At 68.5% G+C, this 14,848-nt stretch carries 14 protein-coding genes and 1 pseudogene; 5 read left to right on the top strand and 10 right to left on the bottom strand.

What is annotated here, in order from left to right; translation table 11 throughout:
* Positions 1-62 precede the first annotated feature (62 nt).
* From ACNJ7K_RS02750 to ACNJ7K_RS02740, 3 genes are read left to right on the top strand one after another with little or no spacing between them, the layout of a single operon-like run.
* Positions 63-1,457, top strand: a complete 1,395-nt coding sequence (locus tag ACNJ7K_RS02750; protein WP_230790862.1) for a uracil-xanthine permease family protein — start codon at positions 63-65, stop codon at positions 1,455-1,457.
* Positions 1,438-2,523, top strand: coding sequence for an isopenicillin N synthase family dioxygenase (locus ACNJ7K_RS02745; RefSeq protein ID WP_487041156.1), 1,086 nt, complete (start codon positions 1,438-1,440; stop codon positions 2,521-2,523). The genes ACNJ7K_RS02750 and ACNJ7K_RS02745 overlap by 20 nt, the downstream gene beginning before the upstream one ends.
* On the top strand, positions 2,520-3,257 hold the full coding sequence (locus tag ACNJ7K_RS02740) for an alpha/beta fold hydrolase (RefSeq protein WP_487041155.1): 738 nt from the start codon (positions 2,520-2,522) through the stop codon (positions 3,255-3,257). The genes ACNJ7K_RS02745 and ACNJ7K_RS02740 overlap by 4 nt, the downstream gene beginning before the upstream one ends.
* A 96-nt stretch (positions 3,258-3,353) precedes the next feature.
* Here the strand turns inward: ACNJ7K_RS02740 and ACNJ7K_RS02735 are convergent, their stop codons facing one another.
* The 5 genes and pseudogenes from ACNJ7K_RS02735 to ACNJ7K_RS02715 form a co-directional block, all read right to left on the bottom strand.
* Entirely contained in the window at positions 3,354-4,376 is a 1,023-nt protein-coding gene (locus ACNJ7K_RS02735) for a BMP family protein (RefSeq protein ID WP_230790858.1), read from the bottom strand.
* A 70-nt stretch (positions 4,377-4,446) separates the two neighbouring features.
* Positions 4,447-5,409: an ABC transporter permease gene (locus tag ACNJ7K_RS02730; RefSeq protein ID WP_487041154.1), complete on the bottom strand. Its 963-nt coding sequence runs from the start codon at positions 5,407-5,409 to the stop codon at positions 4,447-4,449.
* Positions 5,406-6,479: an ABC transporter permease gene (locus tag ACNJ7K_RS02725; RefSeq protein WP_487041153.1), complete on the bottom strand. Its 1,074-nt coding sequence runs from the start codon at positions 6,477-6,479 to the stop codon at positions 5,406-5,408. The genes ACNJ7K_RS02730 and ACNJ7K_RS02725 overlap by 4 nt, the downstream gene beginning before the upstream one ends.
* Complete coding sequence (locus ACNJ7K_RS02720) at positions 6,476-7,519, bottom strand: ATP-binding cassette domain-containing protein (protein WP_487041243.1); 1,044 nt, start codon at positions 7,517-7,519, stop codon at positions 6,476-6,478. Before ACNJ7K_RS02720 ends, ACNJ7K_RS02725 begins: the two co-directional genes overlap by 4 nt.
* Positions 7,508-7,918: pseudogene (locus tag ACNJ7K_RS02715) on the bottom strand (ATP-binding cassette domain-containing protein); the annotation flags it as partial. The pseudogene ACNJ7K_RS02715 and the gene ACNJ7K_RS02720, both read right to left, overlap by 12 nt.
* Positions 7,919-8,187: 269 nt before the next feature.
* Between ACNJ7K_RS02715 and ACNJ7K_RS02710 the strand changes: the two are divergent.
* Positions 8,188-8,760 carry a helix-turn-helix domain-containing protein gene (locus ACNJ7K_RS02710; RefSeq protein WP_487041152.1) on the top strand — a complete coding sequence of 191 codons (573 nt, stop codon included), beginning with the start codon at positions 8,188-8,190 and terminating at the stop codon, positions 8,758-8,760.
* A gap of 88 nt (positions 8,761-8,848) precedes the next feature.
* Positions 8,849-9,841 (top strand): isopenicillin N synthase family dioxygenase, encoded by a 993-nt coding sequence (locus tag ACNJ7K_RS02705; RefSeq protein WP_487041151.1) that lies wholly within the window; start codon positions 8,849-8,851, stop codon positions 9,839-9,841.
* On the opposite strand, the gene ACNJ7K_RS02700 is transcribed toward ACNJ7K_RS02705, so the two are convergent.
* The 5 genes from ACNJ7K_RS02700 to ACNJ7K_RS02680 are packed head-to-tail and all read right to left on the bottom strand — an operon-like array spanning position 9,805 to position 14,836.
* Positions 9,805-11,298 (bottom strand): aldehyde dehydrogenase family protein, encoded by a 1,494-nt coding sequence (locus ACNJ7K_RS02700; protein WP_487041150.1) that lies wholly within the window; start codon positions 11,296-11,298, stop codon positions 9,805-9,807. The two genes, ACNJ7K_RS02705 and ACNJ7K_RS02700, sit on opposite strands and share 37 nt — an antisense overlap.
* A complete protein-coding gene (locus tag ACNJ7K_RS02695) occupies positions 11,295-12,182 on the bottom strand; it encodes an aromatic ring-hydroxylating oxygenase subunit alpha (protein ID WP_230790850.1) in 888 nt (295 codons plus the stop codon). The genes ACNJ7K_RS02700 and ACNJ7K_RS02695 overlap by 4 nt, the downstream gene beginning before the upstream one ends.
* Positions 12,179-13,729, bottom strand: a complete 1,551-nt coding sequence (locus ACNJ7K_RS02690) for a GMC family oxidoreductase (RefSeq protein ID WP_487041149.1) — start codon at positions 13,727-13,729, stop codon at positions 12,179-12,181. Before ACNJ7K_RS02690 ends, ACNJ7K_RS02695 begins: the two co-directional genes overlap by 4 nt.
* Positions 13,716-14,339, bottom strand: a complete 624-nt coding sequence (locus tag ACNJ7K_RS02685; RefSeq protein ID WP_016693650.1) for a thiamine pyrophosphate-dependent enzyme — start codon at positions 14,337-14,339, stop codon at positions 13,716-13,718. Before ACNJ7K_RS02685 ends, ACNJ7K_RS02690 begins: the two co-directional genes overlap by 14 nt.
* On the bottom strand, positions 14,336-14,836 hold the full coding sequence (locus ACNJ7K_RS02680; RefSeq protein WP_016693649.1) for a thiamine pyrophosphate-binding protein: 501 nt from the start codon (positions 14,834-14,836) through the stop codon (positions 14,336-14,338). Before ACNJ7K_RS02680 ends, ACNJ7K_RS02685 begins: the two co-directional genes overlap by 4 nt.
* Positions 14,837-14,848: the final 12 nt, after the last annotated feature.

Genomic DNA, 14,848 nt, shown 5'->3' with positions numbered 1-14,848 from the left:
TTCGGCCCCCAAGCTGTATCCGGCACCGTATACAGCACTGCATCCGAAATGGGAGCGATCACATGACCTCACCGCACCCCGTCGACGCGCGACTGCCGTTCCTCCGGCAGTTCGCGTTCGGCCTCCAGCATGTCCTCATCATGTACACCGGATGCATCACCGTCCCGTTGGTCTTCGGCGCGGCCGTCGGACTCGACCGCGACACCATCGCGATGCTCATCAGCGCCGACCTGCTGATCGCCGGCCTGATCACCATCGTCCAGAGCCTCGGTGTCGGCAAACTCGTCGGCGTCCGCCTGCCCATCGTCTGCGGCGCGACCTTCGCCGGCCTGACGCCGATGATCCTCATCGCGAAGGAATACGGCCTGCAGGCCGTCTACGGCTCCATGCTGATCGGCGGCATCGTCGGTCTCGCCCTGGCCTGGCCGTTCGCCAGGATCATCCGGTTCTTCCCGCCGCTCGTCACCGGTGCCGTCCTCACCGTCGTCGGTATCTCGCTCATCGGCGTGGCAGGTGGGCTGATCGTCGGCACCGACCCGTCGTCTCCCACCTTCGCCTCGCCCACCAACATCGCCCTGGCCGTGCTGGTGATCGTCGTCGCCGTCGGCTTCCTGTGCCTCGGTCGCGGCATCTGGGCGCAGCTCGGGGTGTTGATCGCCCTCGCGGTCGGCACGGTCGTCGCGGTCCCGCTCGGCTTGATCGACCTCGGTGGCGTGGCCGGTTCGTCGTGGGTGGGTCTGCCCGCCCCCTTCCACTTCGGCGCACCCGAATTCCCGATCACCGCGGTCGTCGCCATGAGCATCGTCATGGCGGTGGTCTTCGCCGAATCCACCGCGAGCATGCTCGCCGTCGCCGAGATCACCGGCAAGCGCGTCAGCAAGGGTGACATCGCCCGCGGACTCGCCGGCGACGGAGCGTCCGCTGTGCTCGCCGGTGTCTTCAACGCCTTCGTCGACACCGTCTTCACTCAGAACGTCGGTGCGGTCGCCACCACCCGCGTGTACAGCCGCTACGTCACCGCCACGTCGGGTGTGATCCTCGTGGTCCTCGGGGCGTTGCCGAAGGTGAGCTCGGTGGTCGCGGCGCTGCCGAAGCCGGTCGTCGGCGGTGTCGGCCTGATCCTGTTCGCCACCGTCGCCCTCGTGGGCATCAACACACTGCGTTCGGTGGACCTGTCCGACCGCATCAACTCCACGATCGCCGCCGTCGCGGTGGGTGTGGGTCTGTTGCCGGAACTCGCCGAGGGCATGTTCGAGCACTTCCCGTCCGCCGCGCAGATCCTGCTCGGCAGCGGCATCACGCTCGCCGCAATCGCGGCGTTCTCGTTGAACCTGCTGTTCAACCACACTCGTCTCGGGACACTGGCTCGCGCGTCCCGGTCCGGCACGCCGGCCCCCGTCACCTCGGCCGGTACCACCTCTCCCCACGGAGTTGCCCATGAACCAGTCGCCGTCTGACGCCTTCGTCGTTCCCGCCGTCGACATCGGCCCGTACGTCCGGGCCGGCGGTGACATCGGCCCGGACGTCCGGGCCGGCGAGGATGCCGAACGCGCCCGTGTCGCCCGTGAGATCGACGAAGCCTGCAGCCGTGTGGGATTCGTCCAGATCCTCGGACACGGCATACCCGATCCGGTGGTCGACGGCCTCGCCGGCGCCCTCGACGACTTCTTCGGTCTGCCGATGGACGACAAGCAGCAGTACCGGGTGGTCGGCGCGAACCGCGGATACAGCCCGCCGAAGAGCGAGTCGCTGAGCCTGAGCCTCGGCGTCGAATCCGCCAGCCGCATGAACGATTTCTTCGAGGCATACAACGTCGGCGTGGAGGCCCGGTCGTTCCCCCACCTGGACCTGTCGGAGGACGACTACGGACTCAACGTCTGGCCCGACGTCCCCGGTTTCGAGGACCGCGTGCAGACCTACTTCACCGAGGCCTCGCGGGTCGCGCGGACCCTCACCCGGATCTTCGCCGACGCGCTCGGGCAGGCTCCCGACTACTTCGAACAGCTCACCGACCACTCGATCGACGTGTTGCGCATGAACAACTACGCGCTGCCCGAGGGCACCGTCGACCTCGACGGTGACCTCACCGGCATGGGTGAGCACACCGACTTCGGGATCGTCACCGTGCTGTGGGCCGACCGGGTCGCAGGGCTGCAAGTGCTCGGGTCCGACGGAATCTGGCACGACGTCGAACCGCTGCCCGGGGCTCTGCTCGTCAATCTCGGTGATCTCACCGCCCGCATCACCGACGACCGGTGGATGTCGACGCTGCACCGCGTCAAGCCACCGATCGTCGACGGTCGTATCCGACGCCGTCGTTCGGTGGCGTTCTTCCACGACGGCAACGTCGACGCGGTGGTCTCCACCCTGCCCGAGTATGCGGGCCCGGAACCTTACGAACCCATCCTGATCCGCGATCACATCAAGGCAAAGCTCGCCGGGTCGCGGCACGGCAAGGCCAATACCGCTGCTGTGCGCGAAGCCGCCCGTGTGCTGGCGGCGACGGGGGAGAACCGCGCGTGAGTCATGTCGTGCTCGTGCACGGCGCGTGGGCCGGAAGCTGGGTGTGGGACACGCTGCTCGAACCGCTCCGCCGGTCCGGGCACGTCCCACACCCGCTCGCGCTTCCCGGTGTCGGATCATGGGGCGCCGACGACGTGACGCTCGACGACGTCGCCGCAGTCGTGGCCGACCATGTTGCCGGATTGGATGGTCCGGTGCTCCTCGTCGGTCATTCCGGTGGTGGCATCGTCGTCACGCAGGTCGCGGATATGCTGCCGGAACGTGTCGCCGGGGTCGCCTACGTGGCGGGGATGATGCTCCCGTCCGGGGTCGGCTTCGGGGTGCTCTGTGACGGAATCGGTCTCGAGGCGCCGGTGGGTATCTCGCGGTGGCTCGAACCCACCGACGACGGTCGCGGCACGATCGTGCCCCCGGAGGCCGGCGCCGCGGTGTTCTTCCACGAGGCGGATGCGCCCGACGCGATCGGTGCCGCACGCCGACTCGTGCCGCAACTCGAAACCGCCCGGCTCATGGCACCCAACTGGACGCCGGAACGGTTCGGGCGCCTGCCGCGCCTGTACATCGAAGCGACACTGGACCGTTCGGTTCCCCTCGTCACCCAGCGGGCGATGCAACGCCTCACCCCGGGTGCGCAGGTCGTGTCGCTCGAGTCCGACCATGCACCACAGCTGTCCGCCCGCGACGACCTCGCGGCGGCACTGGTGGAGTGGTGCACCGAGCGCGTCCGGACATAGGCCGGATCTACGGAACGAGACCGACGTTGTGTGCGAAATCCGTTGGGAAATCGCACACAACGTCGGTCTCGTTCGTTCTACAGGAGATACTCCGGGTCAGTCGCCGCCCTTGTACTCGACCTCGAACTCACCGGCCATGATCTTCTCGCGGTACTCCTCGAACAGCGCCATCGCCTCGGGCGAGATCTTGTCGACGAAGGCCGGATTGATGACGACGTCCAGACCGCCCTCGGTGATGTCCACCTCGTAGTACTTCGCCGGGTCGACGTTGCCGGCCTCGACGTCGGCGATCATCGCGCGGAGGACCTCGTCGAGATTCCAGACCACGGAGGAGACGACGCTCTCGGGTGCCAGCGGGGTCTGATCCATCGTGTAACCGGCGACGCCGACTCCGCGCTGCTTGGCGCCCTCGATGGTGGCGGCGTCGACACCGCACGTGGAGAACTGGTCGGCGCCCTGGTCGACGAGGGCGTTGACGGCCTCGAGAGTCTGGGCCGCAGCGTCGGACCATCCGCCGATGTAGGACGGACGCAACTGGATCTCGCCGGGGCCCTTGTAGGTCAGGCGGGCACCGTCCGCGAACGCCTCGATCTGGGCCTTGCACACCGGGATCTCGAAACCGGCGGTGCCGGCGAGGATGCCGGTCTTCGTCAGGTCGCCGGCGAGAATGCCGGTGAGGAACGAACCCTGGTAGAACGGCTGGCTGTAGTCGGCGAGGTTGGCGGTGATGTCGCCGAAGCCCCCGGGATAGGCGAACAGCACGTCGGGGTAGTCGGCGATGATGCCCTTGATGGGTTCGCCGTAGTTGAACGAGTGACCGACGATGAGCTGGTTGCCGTCCTCCGCGAGATCGGTGACGATCTGGGCGATCTGCTCCGAGGTCGCGCCCGAATCCTGCTGTACCACGGTCAGATCGATGAGGCCCTCCGCTTCGAGCTTCTCGGCACCCTCGACCATGCCCTGATTCCAGCCGACGTCGTTGACCGGACCCGAGGTGATGATCGCGGCCTTGACGACCCCGTCGGCCGAGCCGCTCCCACCGGAGTCGGAACTCGAACATCCGGTCACGGCGGCTCCGACGACGGCGGCGGCCGCCACAGCGGTACCCAATTTCTTCACGTGATTCTCCTCGGGGAAGGGAGGGCTCGCGACTACGAGCCCCATGACTGACGGGAAAGCTGACGGAAGGCTATTTCGCGGGGACGAACGGGACGCCGAGCGCCTTCGGGGAAATGCTGCGCGAGAACCACACGGTGGTGGCGATGACCGCGAGCAGCGTCACGGCGTACGGCATGGCCTGGAACAGCTCGTACGGCACCGATGTCGCCTGCCCACCGGAGGCGGCCTGCACACGCAACTGGAAGGCGTCGACGAGACCGAACATGAAGCCACCGGCGATGGCGCCGAGGGGGTTCCACCGGGCGAGAATGACGACACCGAGCGCGATCCAGCCACGGCCACCGGTGATGCCGTCCTGGAAGAAACCCAGGCCGTCGATGACGAGCGCACCGGCCATACCTGCTGTGGCGCCGGAGATCAGCAGCGTGCTCCACCGGGTGCGGGGGACGGAGACGCCCACCGAGTCGGCGGCCTCGGGGCTCTCCCCGGCCGCGCGGATCGATAGGCCGAAAGCCGTGCGGGTGAGCACCCACCACAGGGCGACGACCAGCGCGAGCGCGAGGTAGACGAGCGGCGACTGCGAGAACACGATCGGGCCGAGCACCGGTAGGTCGGACAGCACCGGAAGATCGAGTGCAGTGGTGCCCTGGATGCGCGGCGGTGTGCCGGTCACGCCGAACACCTGCAGGTACAGGAAGGACGCGAGTCCGGTCCCGAGGATCACCACCGAGATGCCCGTGATGATCTGGTCGACGGCCATCGTGATCGTCAGATAGCCGACGAGCGCGGCGATCACCAGGCCCGCGGCGGCACCGGTGACGGCGCCGAGCATCGGTTGCCCGGTGTAGTAGACCGTCACGAACGCGATGATCGCGCCGACCATCATCTGCCCCTCGATACCGAGGTTCATCAGCCCGGAGCGCTCGGCGAGACACGCGCCGGCGGCGGCGAGGATGATCGGCACCGCCAGGCGCAGCGCGGCGGTGAACAACGGGACGAGCGCACCGGCGCCCAGGACGTCGGACCAGTTCATCGGGCACGCTCCACGATTCGGTTGGCGAGCAGCACCGTCACGATCATCACTGCCTGGACGACGGTGCCGATGGACGCGGGGATCTCCTGGGTGCGCTGCACCGCCTGGCTGCCGAGGGTGAGCCCGGAGACCAGCGCCGCGGCGAGGACGATGCCGAACGGATTGCGACGACCGAGCAGCGCCACCACGATCGCGGTGAACCCGATCCCGGACGAGATCGCCAGCGACAGTCGGAACTCGCTGCCCAGCAACATGATCGCTCCGGCGATACCGCCGAGGGCGCCGCTGATCAGAGCGGAAGTCACGACGGTGCGGGCGACGGAGATGCCGTTGGCCTCGGCGACGCTCGGGCTCTCGCCGACGATCTGCGACGCGAAGCCGAACCGGGTCGAGCGCATGAGCCACCACACGAGCGGAACCGCCGCGATCGCGACGAACACACCGATGTGGATGCGGGTGCCGGGGATGGTCGCGAGCGCCGCCCAGTCGGGAATGCGTTCGGACTCGGGGGTGAAACCGTTGGGGTTGGCGAGGGGTTTGCGCACCGCCCACGCCAGTGTGTAGAAGACAAGGTAGTTGAGCATGAGCGACGAGATGATCTCGTTGACCCCGAGCCGCGCCTTCAGCACACCCGCGATGCCGCCGATGCACGCACCTGCGGCCGCGGCGGTGACGGCGACGATGGGGATCGCGATCCAGCTCGTCCCCAGTGGCATGCTCAGCACCACGGCCGTCGCGGTGATGGCGCCGACGTCGTAGTGGCCCTGCGCGCCGATGGTGATGAAGCCCGTGCGGTACGCGATCGCGTAGCCGAGCCCTATGAGCACGAGCGGCGTCATACCGGTGAGCAGGCGGCCGAGCTGTGTGTCGCCGCCGAGCGCGGCGTCGAGCATCGTCGTGTAGGCCTGCCCGGGATTGCCGCCCGCGAGGACGATGAGGATCCCACCCGCCGCGAGACCGACGGCGACGGCGAGCAGCGGCACGCCGATGGTGGTCGCGAGGCCCCGCATCCGCGACGCAGTGGGCGGCTCGGGTGGTGTCGTCACCGGTGGACTGAGCGTGGCGGTCATGCTGCGGCCTCCTGGAATCCGCCCATGGCCGAGCCGAGGGCTTCGCGGTCGAACGGGCCTTCGTCGAATTCGGCGACGATCCGTCCGCGGTAGAGCACGACGATCCGGTCGGCGAGGCTGCAGATCTCGTCGAGATCGGACGAGATGAGCAGGATCGCAGCGCCCCGGGAGCGATGGTCGACGAGGGTGTCCCACACGAACTCGGTGGCACCGATGTCGAGACCGCGGGTGGGCTGGGCGACGACGAGGACGTCGGGCTCACCGTCGAGGACCCGACCGAGCACCACGCGCTGCGCGTGCCCACCGGACAGGGTGCCGGCGAGCGTGCGCGGGCTCTGGGCCTTGACCGACAGTGCGGCGATGATGCGCTCGGCGCGTTCACGAACGGCGGCCCGCGACAGGCGTCCCCAGCGACGCGCGAGCGGGGGATCGGTGTAGCTGTCGATCGCGAGATTGGTATCGATTCCCAGCGACTTGATCAGTCCTCGGGTGTAGCGGTCGGCGGGGACGACGCCGACACCGGCCTCGCGCATCGCGCGCGGCGACGAGGCGTCGATCTCCCGTTCGGCGACGACCACCGCGCCGGTGGAGTCGGGGGCGAGCCCGGACAGGACGTCCTCGAGGGCGGACTGACCGTTGCCCTCGACTCCGGCGACGGCGACGAGCTGCCCGGATGCGACCCGCAGGGTCACATCGTGCAACTGGCCGGGGACGGACACGCCGACCAGTTCGAGCATCCGGCTCCCGGCCGGTTCGGTGGCCGCACGACGGATACCGAGTCCGACCTCGCGGCCGACCATGTCGCGGGCGAGTTCGGCGGTGGTGACGCTCTCGGCGCCCTCCCCGCGGATGGGGCGTTCGGCGACGAGTTGCCCTCCTCGCAGCACACCGACCCGGTCGGCGGCCTCGAGGACCTCCTCCAGATGGTGGGTGATGAGCACGATCCCGACGCCTCGCTCGGTGGCGAGTCGGCGAACCTGTGCGAGCAGTGAATGCACCTCGGCCGGCGCCAGATTCGCGGTCGGTTCGTCGAGCAGCAGGTAGCCGGCGCCCAGGTGCAGGGCGCGCAGGATCTCGACGCGCTGTTGCTCGCCGACCGACAGGTTCTCCACGCGTGCGGTGGGGTCGCAGGCGAGGCCGGTGTCCTCCGCGAGGGCGGCGATCTCGGCCTCGGTGCGCCGCAGTCGTTTCCGGCCGACCACTCCGCGGGAGCGGCCGAGCAGGAAGTTCTCGGCGACCGTCATGCTCGGCACGAGCATGAAGTGCTGGTGGACCATGGCGATCCGCTCCCGGCCTCCGTCGGCGAGCGACTTACCATCCACGGCAATGGAACCGGAGTCCGGTGGGAGCAACCCGGTGAGGATGCGCATCAGCGTCGACTTGCCGGCGCCGTTCTCGCCGAGCAGCGCGTAGACCTCGCCGGGCCGCACATGCAACGACACGTCGCGCAGGACGGTGTTCTCACCGAACGACCGGTGGATACCGCGCATCACGACGCCCTCGGCGGGAACCGATTCTGTCGTTCCCGCAGCGGTGGTGATGCTCACGGGCGAAGTTGCTGTCACCATACGGTGGGACCTTCCGAGTAATCGCTATGTGTTAAGACGAGACGATCCAGGTTCGTAATTGAGCGGCCGTGTCCGATTCATGACGATTGTGTTTCGGGCGTCGGGAAGGGATGAAACTCGTGATGCCGACGGAGAACGCAGTGCCGGAACAGGATCGCGTCGCCCGGGTGGGCAGCGTCATCCGCGCCGTTCGCAGACAGGAGGGACTCACCGCGCGGGCGCTGGCCTCGCGCGCCGGGGTCAGTCAGGCGTTCCTCAGTCAGGTCGAACGGGGCCTCAACGCGCCCTCGCTCGCGACGCTGTACAGGATCGCCGAAGCGCTCGGACGGTCGCCGTCGGCCTTTCTCGATCCGGCCCCTGCCGACGACGTACTGGTGGTGCGTGCCCAGGGACGCCTCGCGCGGGCGGTGACGGGAACCCCTGCGGCACCGGTGACCTGGATGGCCCGCGGCAACGGGACGATCGCCGAGGTGTACCAGTACGAGATCGGTCCGGACGACGACATCGCCGGTTGGTTCCGCCGCTCGGACGATCTCGTGCTGGTGATGACCGGCGGACGGCTCGAGGTGGAGGTACGCGGACGCCCCGCGGTCGAACTCGCGGAGGGGGACTGCCTGTTCGCTGCGGCGGGGACCGAGATGCAGTGGCGCCATCGGGGTTCGGAGACGGCGCGTCTGGTGTTGTGCGTGGGTACGCGGTCCGAGAATCCGTAACACGGTCCTCACCGCATCGAGACGGATCCGCAGTATCGCAGGAATTAACTCATAGCGATCATCCGTCCGCTCTCTCCAGGAGTCACCCATGGAATCCCTGCCCCTCATCGATCTGCGTCCGCTGCGCGATGGGAGCGACCCGCATGCCGTCGCCGACGCGCTCGACGTCGCGTGTACCGACCTCGGCTTCTTCGTCGTCACCGGTCACGGACTCGACCCCGACCTCCGCGCGGCGACGATGGAGCAGGCGCGGCACTTCTTCGCGCTGCCCTTCGAGGAGAAGATGGAGATCGCCATCGCGAAATCCACCTGCCACAGCGGATACGTGCCGCCGAAGACCGAGACACTCGACCCCACCGTCGGAGCCGACGGTAAGGAGGCCTTCGACATCACCACCGACCGTGCGGACGATCATCCGGAGGTGATCGCGGGCACGCCGCTGCACGGTCCGGCACAGTGGCCGGCCTCGCTGATGCCCGGCTTCAAGAGCGTCGCCGACGAGTACGCGAAGGCATGCCTGAACATCAACGCTCACCTCATGCGCGGTCTCGCATTCGCTCTCGGCCTCGACGCCGACGCCTTCGTGCCGATGTTCACCGACCCGCTCGCGTCGCTCCGTATGCTGCACTACCCACCCGTTCCCGTCAGCGACACCGCACTCGGCATCGCGCCTCACACCGACTACGGCTCGTTGACGCTGCTCGCCCAGGACGACATCGGCGGGCTGCAGGTCGCCGCGCGGGGCGGCGGGTGGATCGACGTCGTGACCCCGCCCGACGCGTTGATCGTCAACCTCGGCGACATGATCGCCCGATGGACCAACCACCGCTACGTCTCCACCCGTCATCGCGTGCTCAATCCCACGCACGGACACCGCTATTCGCTGCCCTATTTCGTCACTCCGGACTACCACGCCGTGATCGAGGCGATCCCGACCTGTGTCGAACCGGGTGCGGAGCCGATCCATCCACCGATCGGGGCCGGCGAGTACCTGCAATCGCGGTTCGAAGCGACGCACGCGTACCTCGGGGCCCCGACCGACGGTCAGATCGACAAACACACCGTCTTGGTCTCCAAGTAGTTCTCCAGTCCGGCGGCGCCGTTCTCGTAACCCCAGCCGGACTGCTTGTGGCCGCCCTTGACCAGTTCGGGAGAGAAGTAGGAGTGGCAGTTGATCCACACGGTGCCGGCGCGGATCGCGTCGGCCACCCTGTGGGCCCGCGACAGATCCGACGTCCACACGCTCGCCGCGAGACCGTAGTCGGTGTCGTTGGCCCAGGCGATCACTTCGTCGGGATCGTCGAAGGGGGTCACCGTCACGACCGGACCGAAGATCTCCTCGCGCATCATCGGCAGATCCGGGGCGGCGTCGACCACCACGGTGGGCTCGTAGAAGCTGCCGGTCTCGCCCACCATGCGACCACCCGTCACGACCGTGGCACCCACACGGCCTCCGGCGTCGACGTAGGACGCCACCGTCTCGCGGTGCCGCAGACTGACCAGTGGGCCCAGATCGGTGTCGTCGTCGAGTCCGTGGCCGAGCCGCAGGGTGTCCGCAGCCGCGGCGAGACCGTCGACGACCTGCTCGTAGACGCGCCGCTCGGCGTAGATCCTGGAACCGGCGACGCAGACCTGACCGCAGTTGGCGAAGATGCCGCGCGCGAGACCGGGGATCGTCAGCGGCAGATCGGTGTCGCCGAAGACGACCGCCGGGGACTTGCCACCGAGTTCGAGGGTGAGTCGCGAGAGGTTGCGGGCCCCCGCCGAGGCGACGAGTTTCTTCCCGACCTCCGTGGACCCGGTGAACGTCACCTTGTCCACCCCCGCATGCTCGGCCAGCATGCGCCCGACCTCGCCGCCACCGGTGAGGATGTTGACGACCCCGTCGGGAATCCCGCTCTCCGCGAGCAGTTCACCGAACCGCAGGGCGGTCAGCGAGGTGTCCTCGGCCGGCTTGAGCACGACGGTGCATCCCGCGGCGAGCGCCGGCGCCAGTTTCATCGCAGCCATGAGCAGTGGTGAGTTCCACGGCACGATCGCAGCCACCACACCGACCGGTTCGCGCACGGTGTGCGCGACGACCTTCCGTCCCGGAGGTGCGTAGGTGATCGACGGCGTGACGGTGGTCCCTGTGATCTTCGTGGCCCATCCCGCGTAGTAGCGGAACTGTTCGGCCGCGGACGGGATCTCGGCGAATCGGGAGGTCGCCCAGGTCTTCCCCTGGTCGAGGGTCTCGAGTTCGGCGAGTTCGTCGGCATGGGCGTCGATGGTCTCGGCGATCCGCCACAACACGCGTGCGCGGGCCGCGGGTGTGCACGATGCCCACTCGTTCTGCAGGGCGCGGCGCGCGGCGGCGACCGCGGTGTCCACCTCGCCGGCTCCCGCCGACGCGAGCGTCGCGAGCGGCACACCGGTGGCCGGGTCGATCGTCTCGAAGGGCTCGCCGGAACCGGGAACCCACCGGCCGTCGACGAGCAGCGATTTCGTGCCGTCGCGGAGGAAGTCGGCACAGTACCGGGGGAGGGCGGCGGTGATCACGTGTCTGCTCCTCGGGTATGGACGGGACGGAACGGCAGGGCGCCCCAACGCAGCCCCTTGGCCTTGAGCCAGCGCCGGTAGGTGACCGACGAGGCATCGGCGCGGGTGGGGATCTCGTCGCGCGGATCGAGCGGCAGCAGCAGCGGACGCTGGTTCTCGACGATGATGCGGTCCTGTAGGAAGATCACCTGCTCGAACTGCACCAGTTCGGTGTGCGTGGAATCCGGGTCGACGAGGTACATCACCGGTTGTGCGCGGCACAGGGTTTCGTCGATCGGTTGGATGAACAGGGCGATCGCGTCGAGTCGGGTGGGATCGGAGGGCGAGACGCGGTAGAGCATCACCTGATAGGGATTCGGGACGCGGTAGGTCAGTTGTGCGAACGTGCCTTCGGACGCCGCGGAGATCTGCGGCTGGAAGAACGTGCAGTCGGTGGCCCACACCTCGTCGGTCTCCCGGCGGATCTCCCACGTGTAGCGTGCGACCTCCGTGGCGGCCTCGCCTCCGAGGATGCCGGTGTGCACGAACGGGAAGTGCGCCATGTCGAGGAAGTTCTCGACCACCCGGCCGGGGGACGACCGGAGTGTGACCCACCCGCACGGCACGTAGCGCCGGTCGGGTTCGTCGGCCTCGTCGATGGGGAAGACGTCCTTCTCGGGGGTGCCGAGCGTGGTCCACACGAACCCGTATCGGCGTTGCACGGGAAGCACGGCGTCGCCGTCGTGCACCGTCGGTTCGCCGTCGGCATCGACGCTGCACTCGATGTCGGCGCCGAGCAGGCGGGTGCGCACGACGCCCTCGGCTATCTCCTGTTCGGAACAGACCGGATACCACTGGTTCAGCACGACCGGGTCGTCGCAGCGTGTGGTGATGCTGGTCGTCACGACAGTTTCCTCTCGGTTCCGGTGATCAGCGCGGCCGCGCGCTCGGCGAGGGCGATCACGGGGGCGTTGGTGTTGCACGACGGGAGCACCGGGATGACGGAGGCGTCGACGACGCGCAATCCGTCCACGCCGTGGACGCGCAGGTCCGGGTCGACGACGGCGTCGGGTCCCACGCCCATCGCGCACGTGCCGCCCGTGTGGAAGAAGGTCGCGCAACTCGCGCGGACGAAGGCTTCGGCGTCGGCGCGGCCGAGACGACGGTCCGGTGCGGCGGGTGCTTCGACCAGATCCTGCAAGGCGGAGGTCTCGGCGAGGTCGAAGATGCGGCCGAGGCCGGCGACGAGGGCGTCGAGGTCGCGGGGGTCGGACAGATAGCGCGGGTCGATGATCGGTGCTGTGTCCGGGTCCGCGCACCGCAGCGTCAGTTGCCCGACGCTGTAGGAGCGCATGAGACCCGGGGAGATCGCGAAGACGTCGCCGGTGACGTCGTAGCGTGCGGCGACCTCCGGGGTGGCGTGCGTACCCTGGACGACGAAGGCGTGCAGGTCGGGCAGGTCCAGCGACGGGTCCGAGCGCCAGTTCAGGATCGCGCCGCCGCCGTTGTCGCGGGCCGGTCCGAGCGGGTTGCGGGCCCGGAAGTTCACGCCCATGAGCAGGGGATGGTCCTGGAGGTTGCGTCCGACACCGGGAAGTGCGGTGTGGACAGGGATTCCGTGTTCCTGCAGGTGTGCGGGATCGCCGATCCCGGAAAGCAGCAGCAGATGCGGGCTCGAGATCGCCCCGCCGCAGAGCAGGACTTCGGCGTCGGCACGGACCACGGTGTCTGTGCCGTCACCGCCGTACCGCACACCGACGCACCGGTCGCCGTCGAACATCAGGCCCGACACCGTGACGTCGGTGCGCACGGTGAGATTGGGCCGGGTCCGCGCCGGATCGAGATAGGCACGAGCCGTGCTGACGCGGTGGCCGTCGTCGATCGTGAGGTTCGCCAGAGAAGCGCCCTCGATGTCCGGTCCGTTGCAGTCGTCGAGCACGAACATGCCGAGTTCGGCTGCGGCGTCGAGCAATCCGGTGGCGATGGGATGCGGCTCGGCGGGTCGGGTGATGCGAATCGGGCCTCCGGCGCCGCGGAAGGCGGTGGCGCCGCCCTCCCAGTCCTCGGCGCGGCGGAACCAGGGGAGCAGCGACGCGAAGTTCCAGCCCTTCGCGCCGGCGGTCTCCCACGCGTCGTAGTCCGAGGGGTGCCCGCGATACCAGAGCATCGCGTTGATGCTGCTCGATCCGCCGAGGACCCGGCCGCGGGGGATGGGCACGGCGCGACCGTCGAGCAACGGGTTGGGCGCGTAACTGTGCCCCCAGTCGTAGTCGCCGCCGAGCAGTCCCGCCCAGGTCGCCGGCGCGTCGATCGAGGGGAGACCGGCGTGGTCCGGTCCTGCCTCGAGGAGCAGCACGGTGGTGTCGGGATCCTCGGTCAGGCGGGCGGCGAGGACGCACCCCGCCGACCCGCCGCCGACGACGACGTAGTCGAATCCGTCAGTTGTGTTCACTGGGACCCATGATGGTGATGCCCTCCGTCGCCTCCACGTGGCGAACGAAGATGTACTTGTCCTCCCGGCCGTCGCTGTGCTTGCGCTTGATGCCCGGCTGCACGACGCTCGAGACCTTCGCGACGAGCACGTACGGCTCGTCGGCGGACAGCCCTGCGACGCAGTGCTTGTCGAACTCTTCGAGGGTCTCCGCGGTGTAGGCCTTCTCGATTCCCGCTCCGCGGGCGATCGCGGCAATGTCGACCTTGCCCTTCGCCGTGTGGGTCGGCGGCCCACCGATGGACTGGTAGCACTCGTTGTCCCACACCACCGTGAACAGGTTGCGGGGCTGCTCGTTGGCAAGGGTTGCGAGGATGCCGAGGTTGAACAGCATGCCGCCGTCGGTGTCGAGCGAGACGATGCGGCGGTGCGGCAGGCCCACCGCGAGACCGAACGCCTGCGGGGTCACGCAGCCGAGCTGCTGCTGGAACAGGCTGGCCTCGCGCATGTGCGGGGCGGCGTTGTACCACTCGTCGACGCTCGCGCCGAGGGAGAGGATGACGAGTTCGTTCTCGAGCCGGGCGGCGAGTGCCTGCATGCACTCGAATCGGGTCATGCGCATGGTGGTCATCGGACGAGTCCTCCTCCGAGGGCGATGGCGGAATGGTGGTAGGCGGAATAGGACCACTCGAACGCGTCGTGGATGGCGCGTTCGATCGCGTCCTCCTCCCGCACGATGCGGTACGGGATGCGCAGGGCATCGAGGATCGGCTCCATCGTGATGCCGTGCGGCACGGCCCACCAGTTGTTCTCGCCGAGCTCGCCGCGGTAGCTCATGAGCATGATCACCGGGATGCCGGCACCGAGGCCCATGCGGGCGAGGGGTTCGACGGACGCACGCAGGCCGGAGTTCTCCATGATGAGCGCGGCACGCTTGCCGGACAGGAAGATTCCGCCGCAGATCGCGGCGCCCTCACCCTCGTTGGTGACCTGGATGGTGCGGATCGTGGGGTGCGCGTCGAGGGCGGGGTAGAGCTCCTTGAACAAGGAGTCGGGCAGGTAGCACACGGTGGTGACGCCGGCCTTCTCCAGGCCGCGGATCACCGCGTCGACGGTGGACTGTTGCATGTGGCGTCCTTT

Source organism: Rhodococcus shunpengi, assembly GCF_048381395.1.
In the GTDB taxonomy this organism is placed as follows: Bacteria; Actinomycetota; Actinomycetes; order Mycobacteriales; family Mycobacteriaceae; genus Rhodococcus.
The sequence above is the reverse complement of the archived record's forward strand: the minus strand, read 5'-3'. Positions and strand labels throughout refer to the sequence as shown.

Coding starts and splice junctions, on each gene's coding strand:
- ACNJ7K_RS02750 (WP_230790862.1), top strand. CDS start 63: ATGACCTCACCGCACCCCGTCGACGCGCGACTGCCGTTCCTCCGGCAG.
- ACNJ7K_RS02745 (WP_487041156.1), top strand. CDS start 1,438: ATGAACCAGTCGCCGTCTGACGCCTTCGTCGTTCCCGCCGTCGACATC.
- ACNJ7K_RS02730 (WP_487041154.1), bottom strand. CDS start 5,409: ATGAACTGGTCCGACGTCCTGGGCGCCGGTGCGCTCGTCCCGTTGTTC.
- ACNJ7K_RS02725 (WP_487041153.1), bottom strand. CDS start 6,479: ATGACCGCCACGCTCAGTCCACCGGTGACGACACCACCCGAGCCGCCC.
- ACNJ7K_RS02705 (WP_487041151.1), top strand. CDS start 8,849: ATGGAATCCCTGCCCCTCATCGATCTGCGTCCGCTGCGCGATGGGAGC.
- ACNJ7K_RS02685 (WP_016693650.1), bottom strand. CDS start 14,339: ATGACCACCATGCGCATGACCCGATTCGAGTGCATGCAGGCACTCGCC.
- ACNJ7K_RS02680 (WP_016693649.1), bottom strand. CDS start 14,836: ATGCAACAGTCCACCGTCGACGCGGTGATCCGCGGCCTGGAGAAGGCC.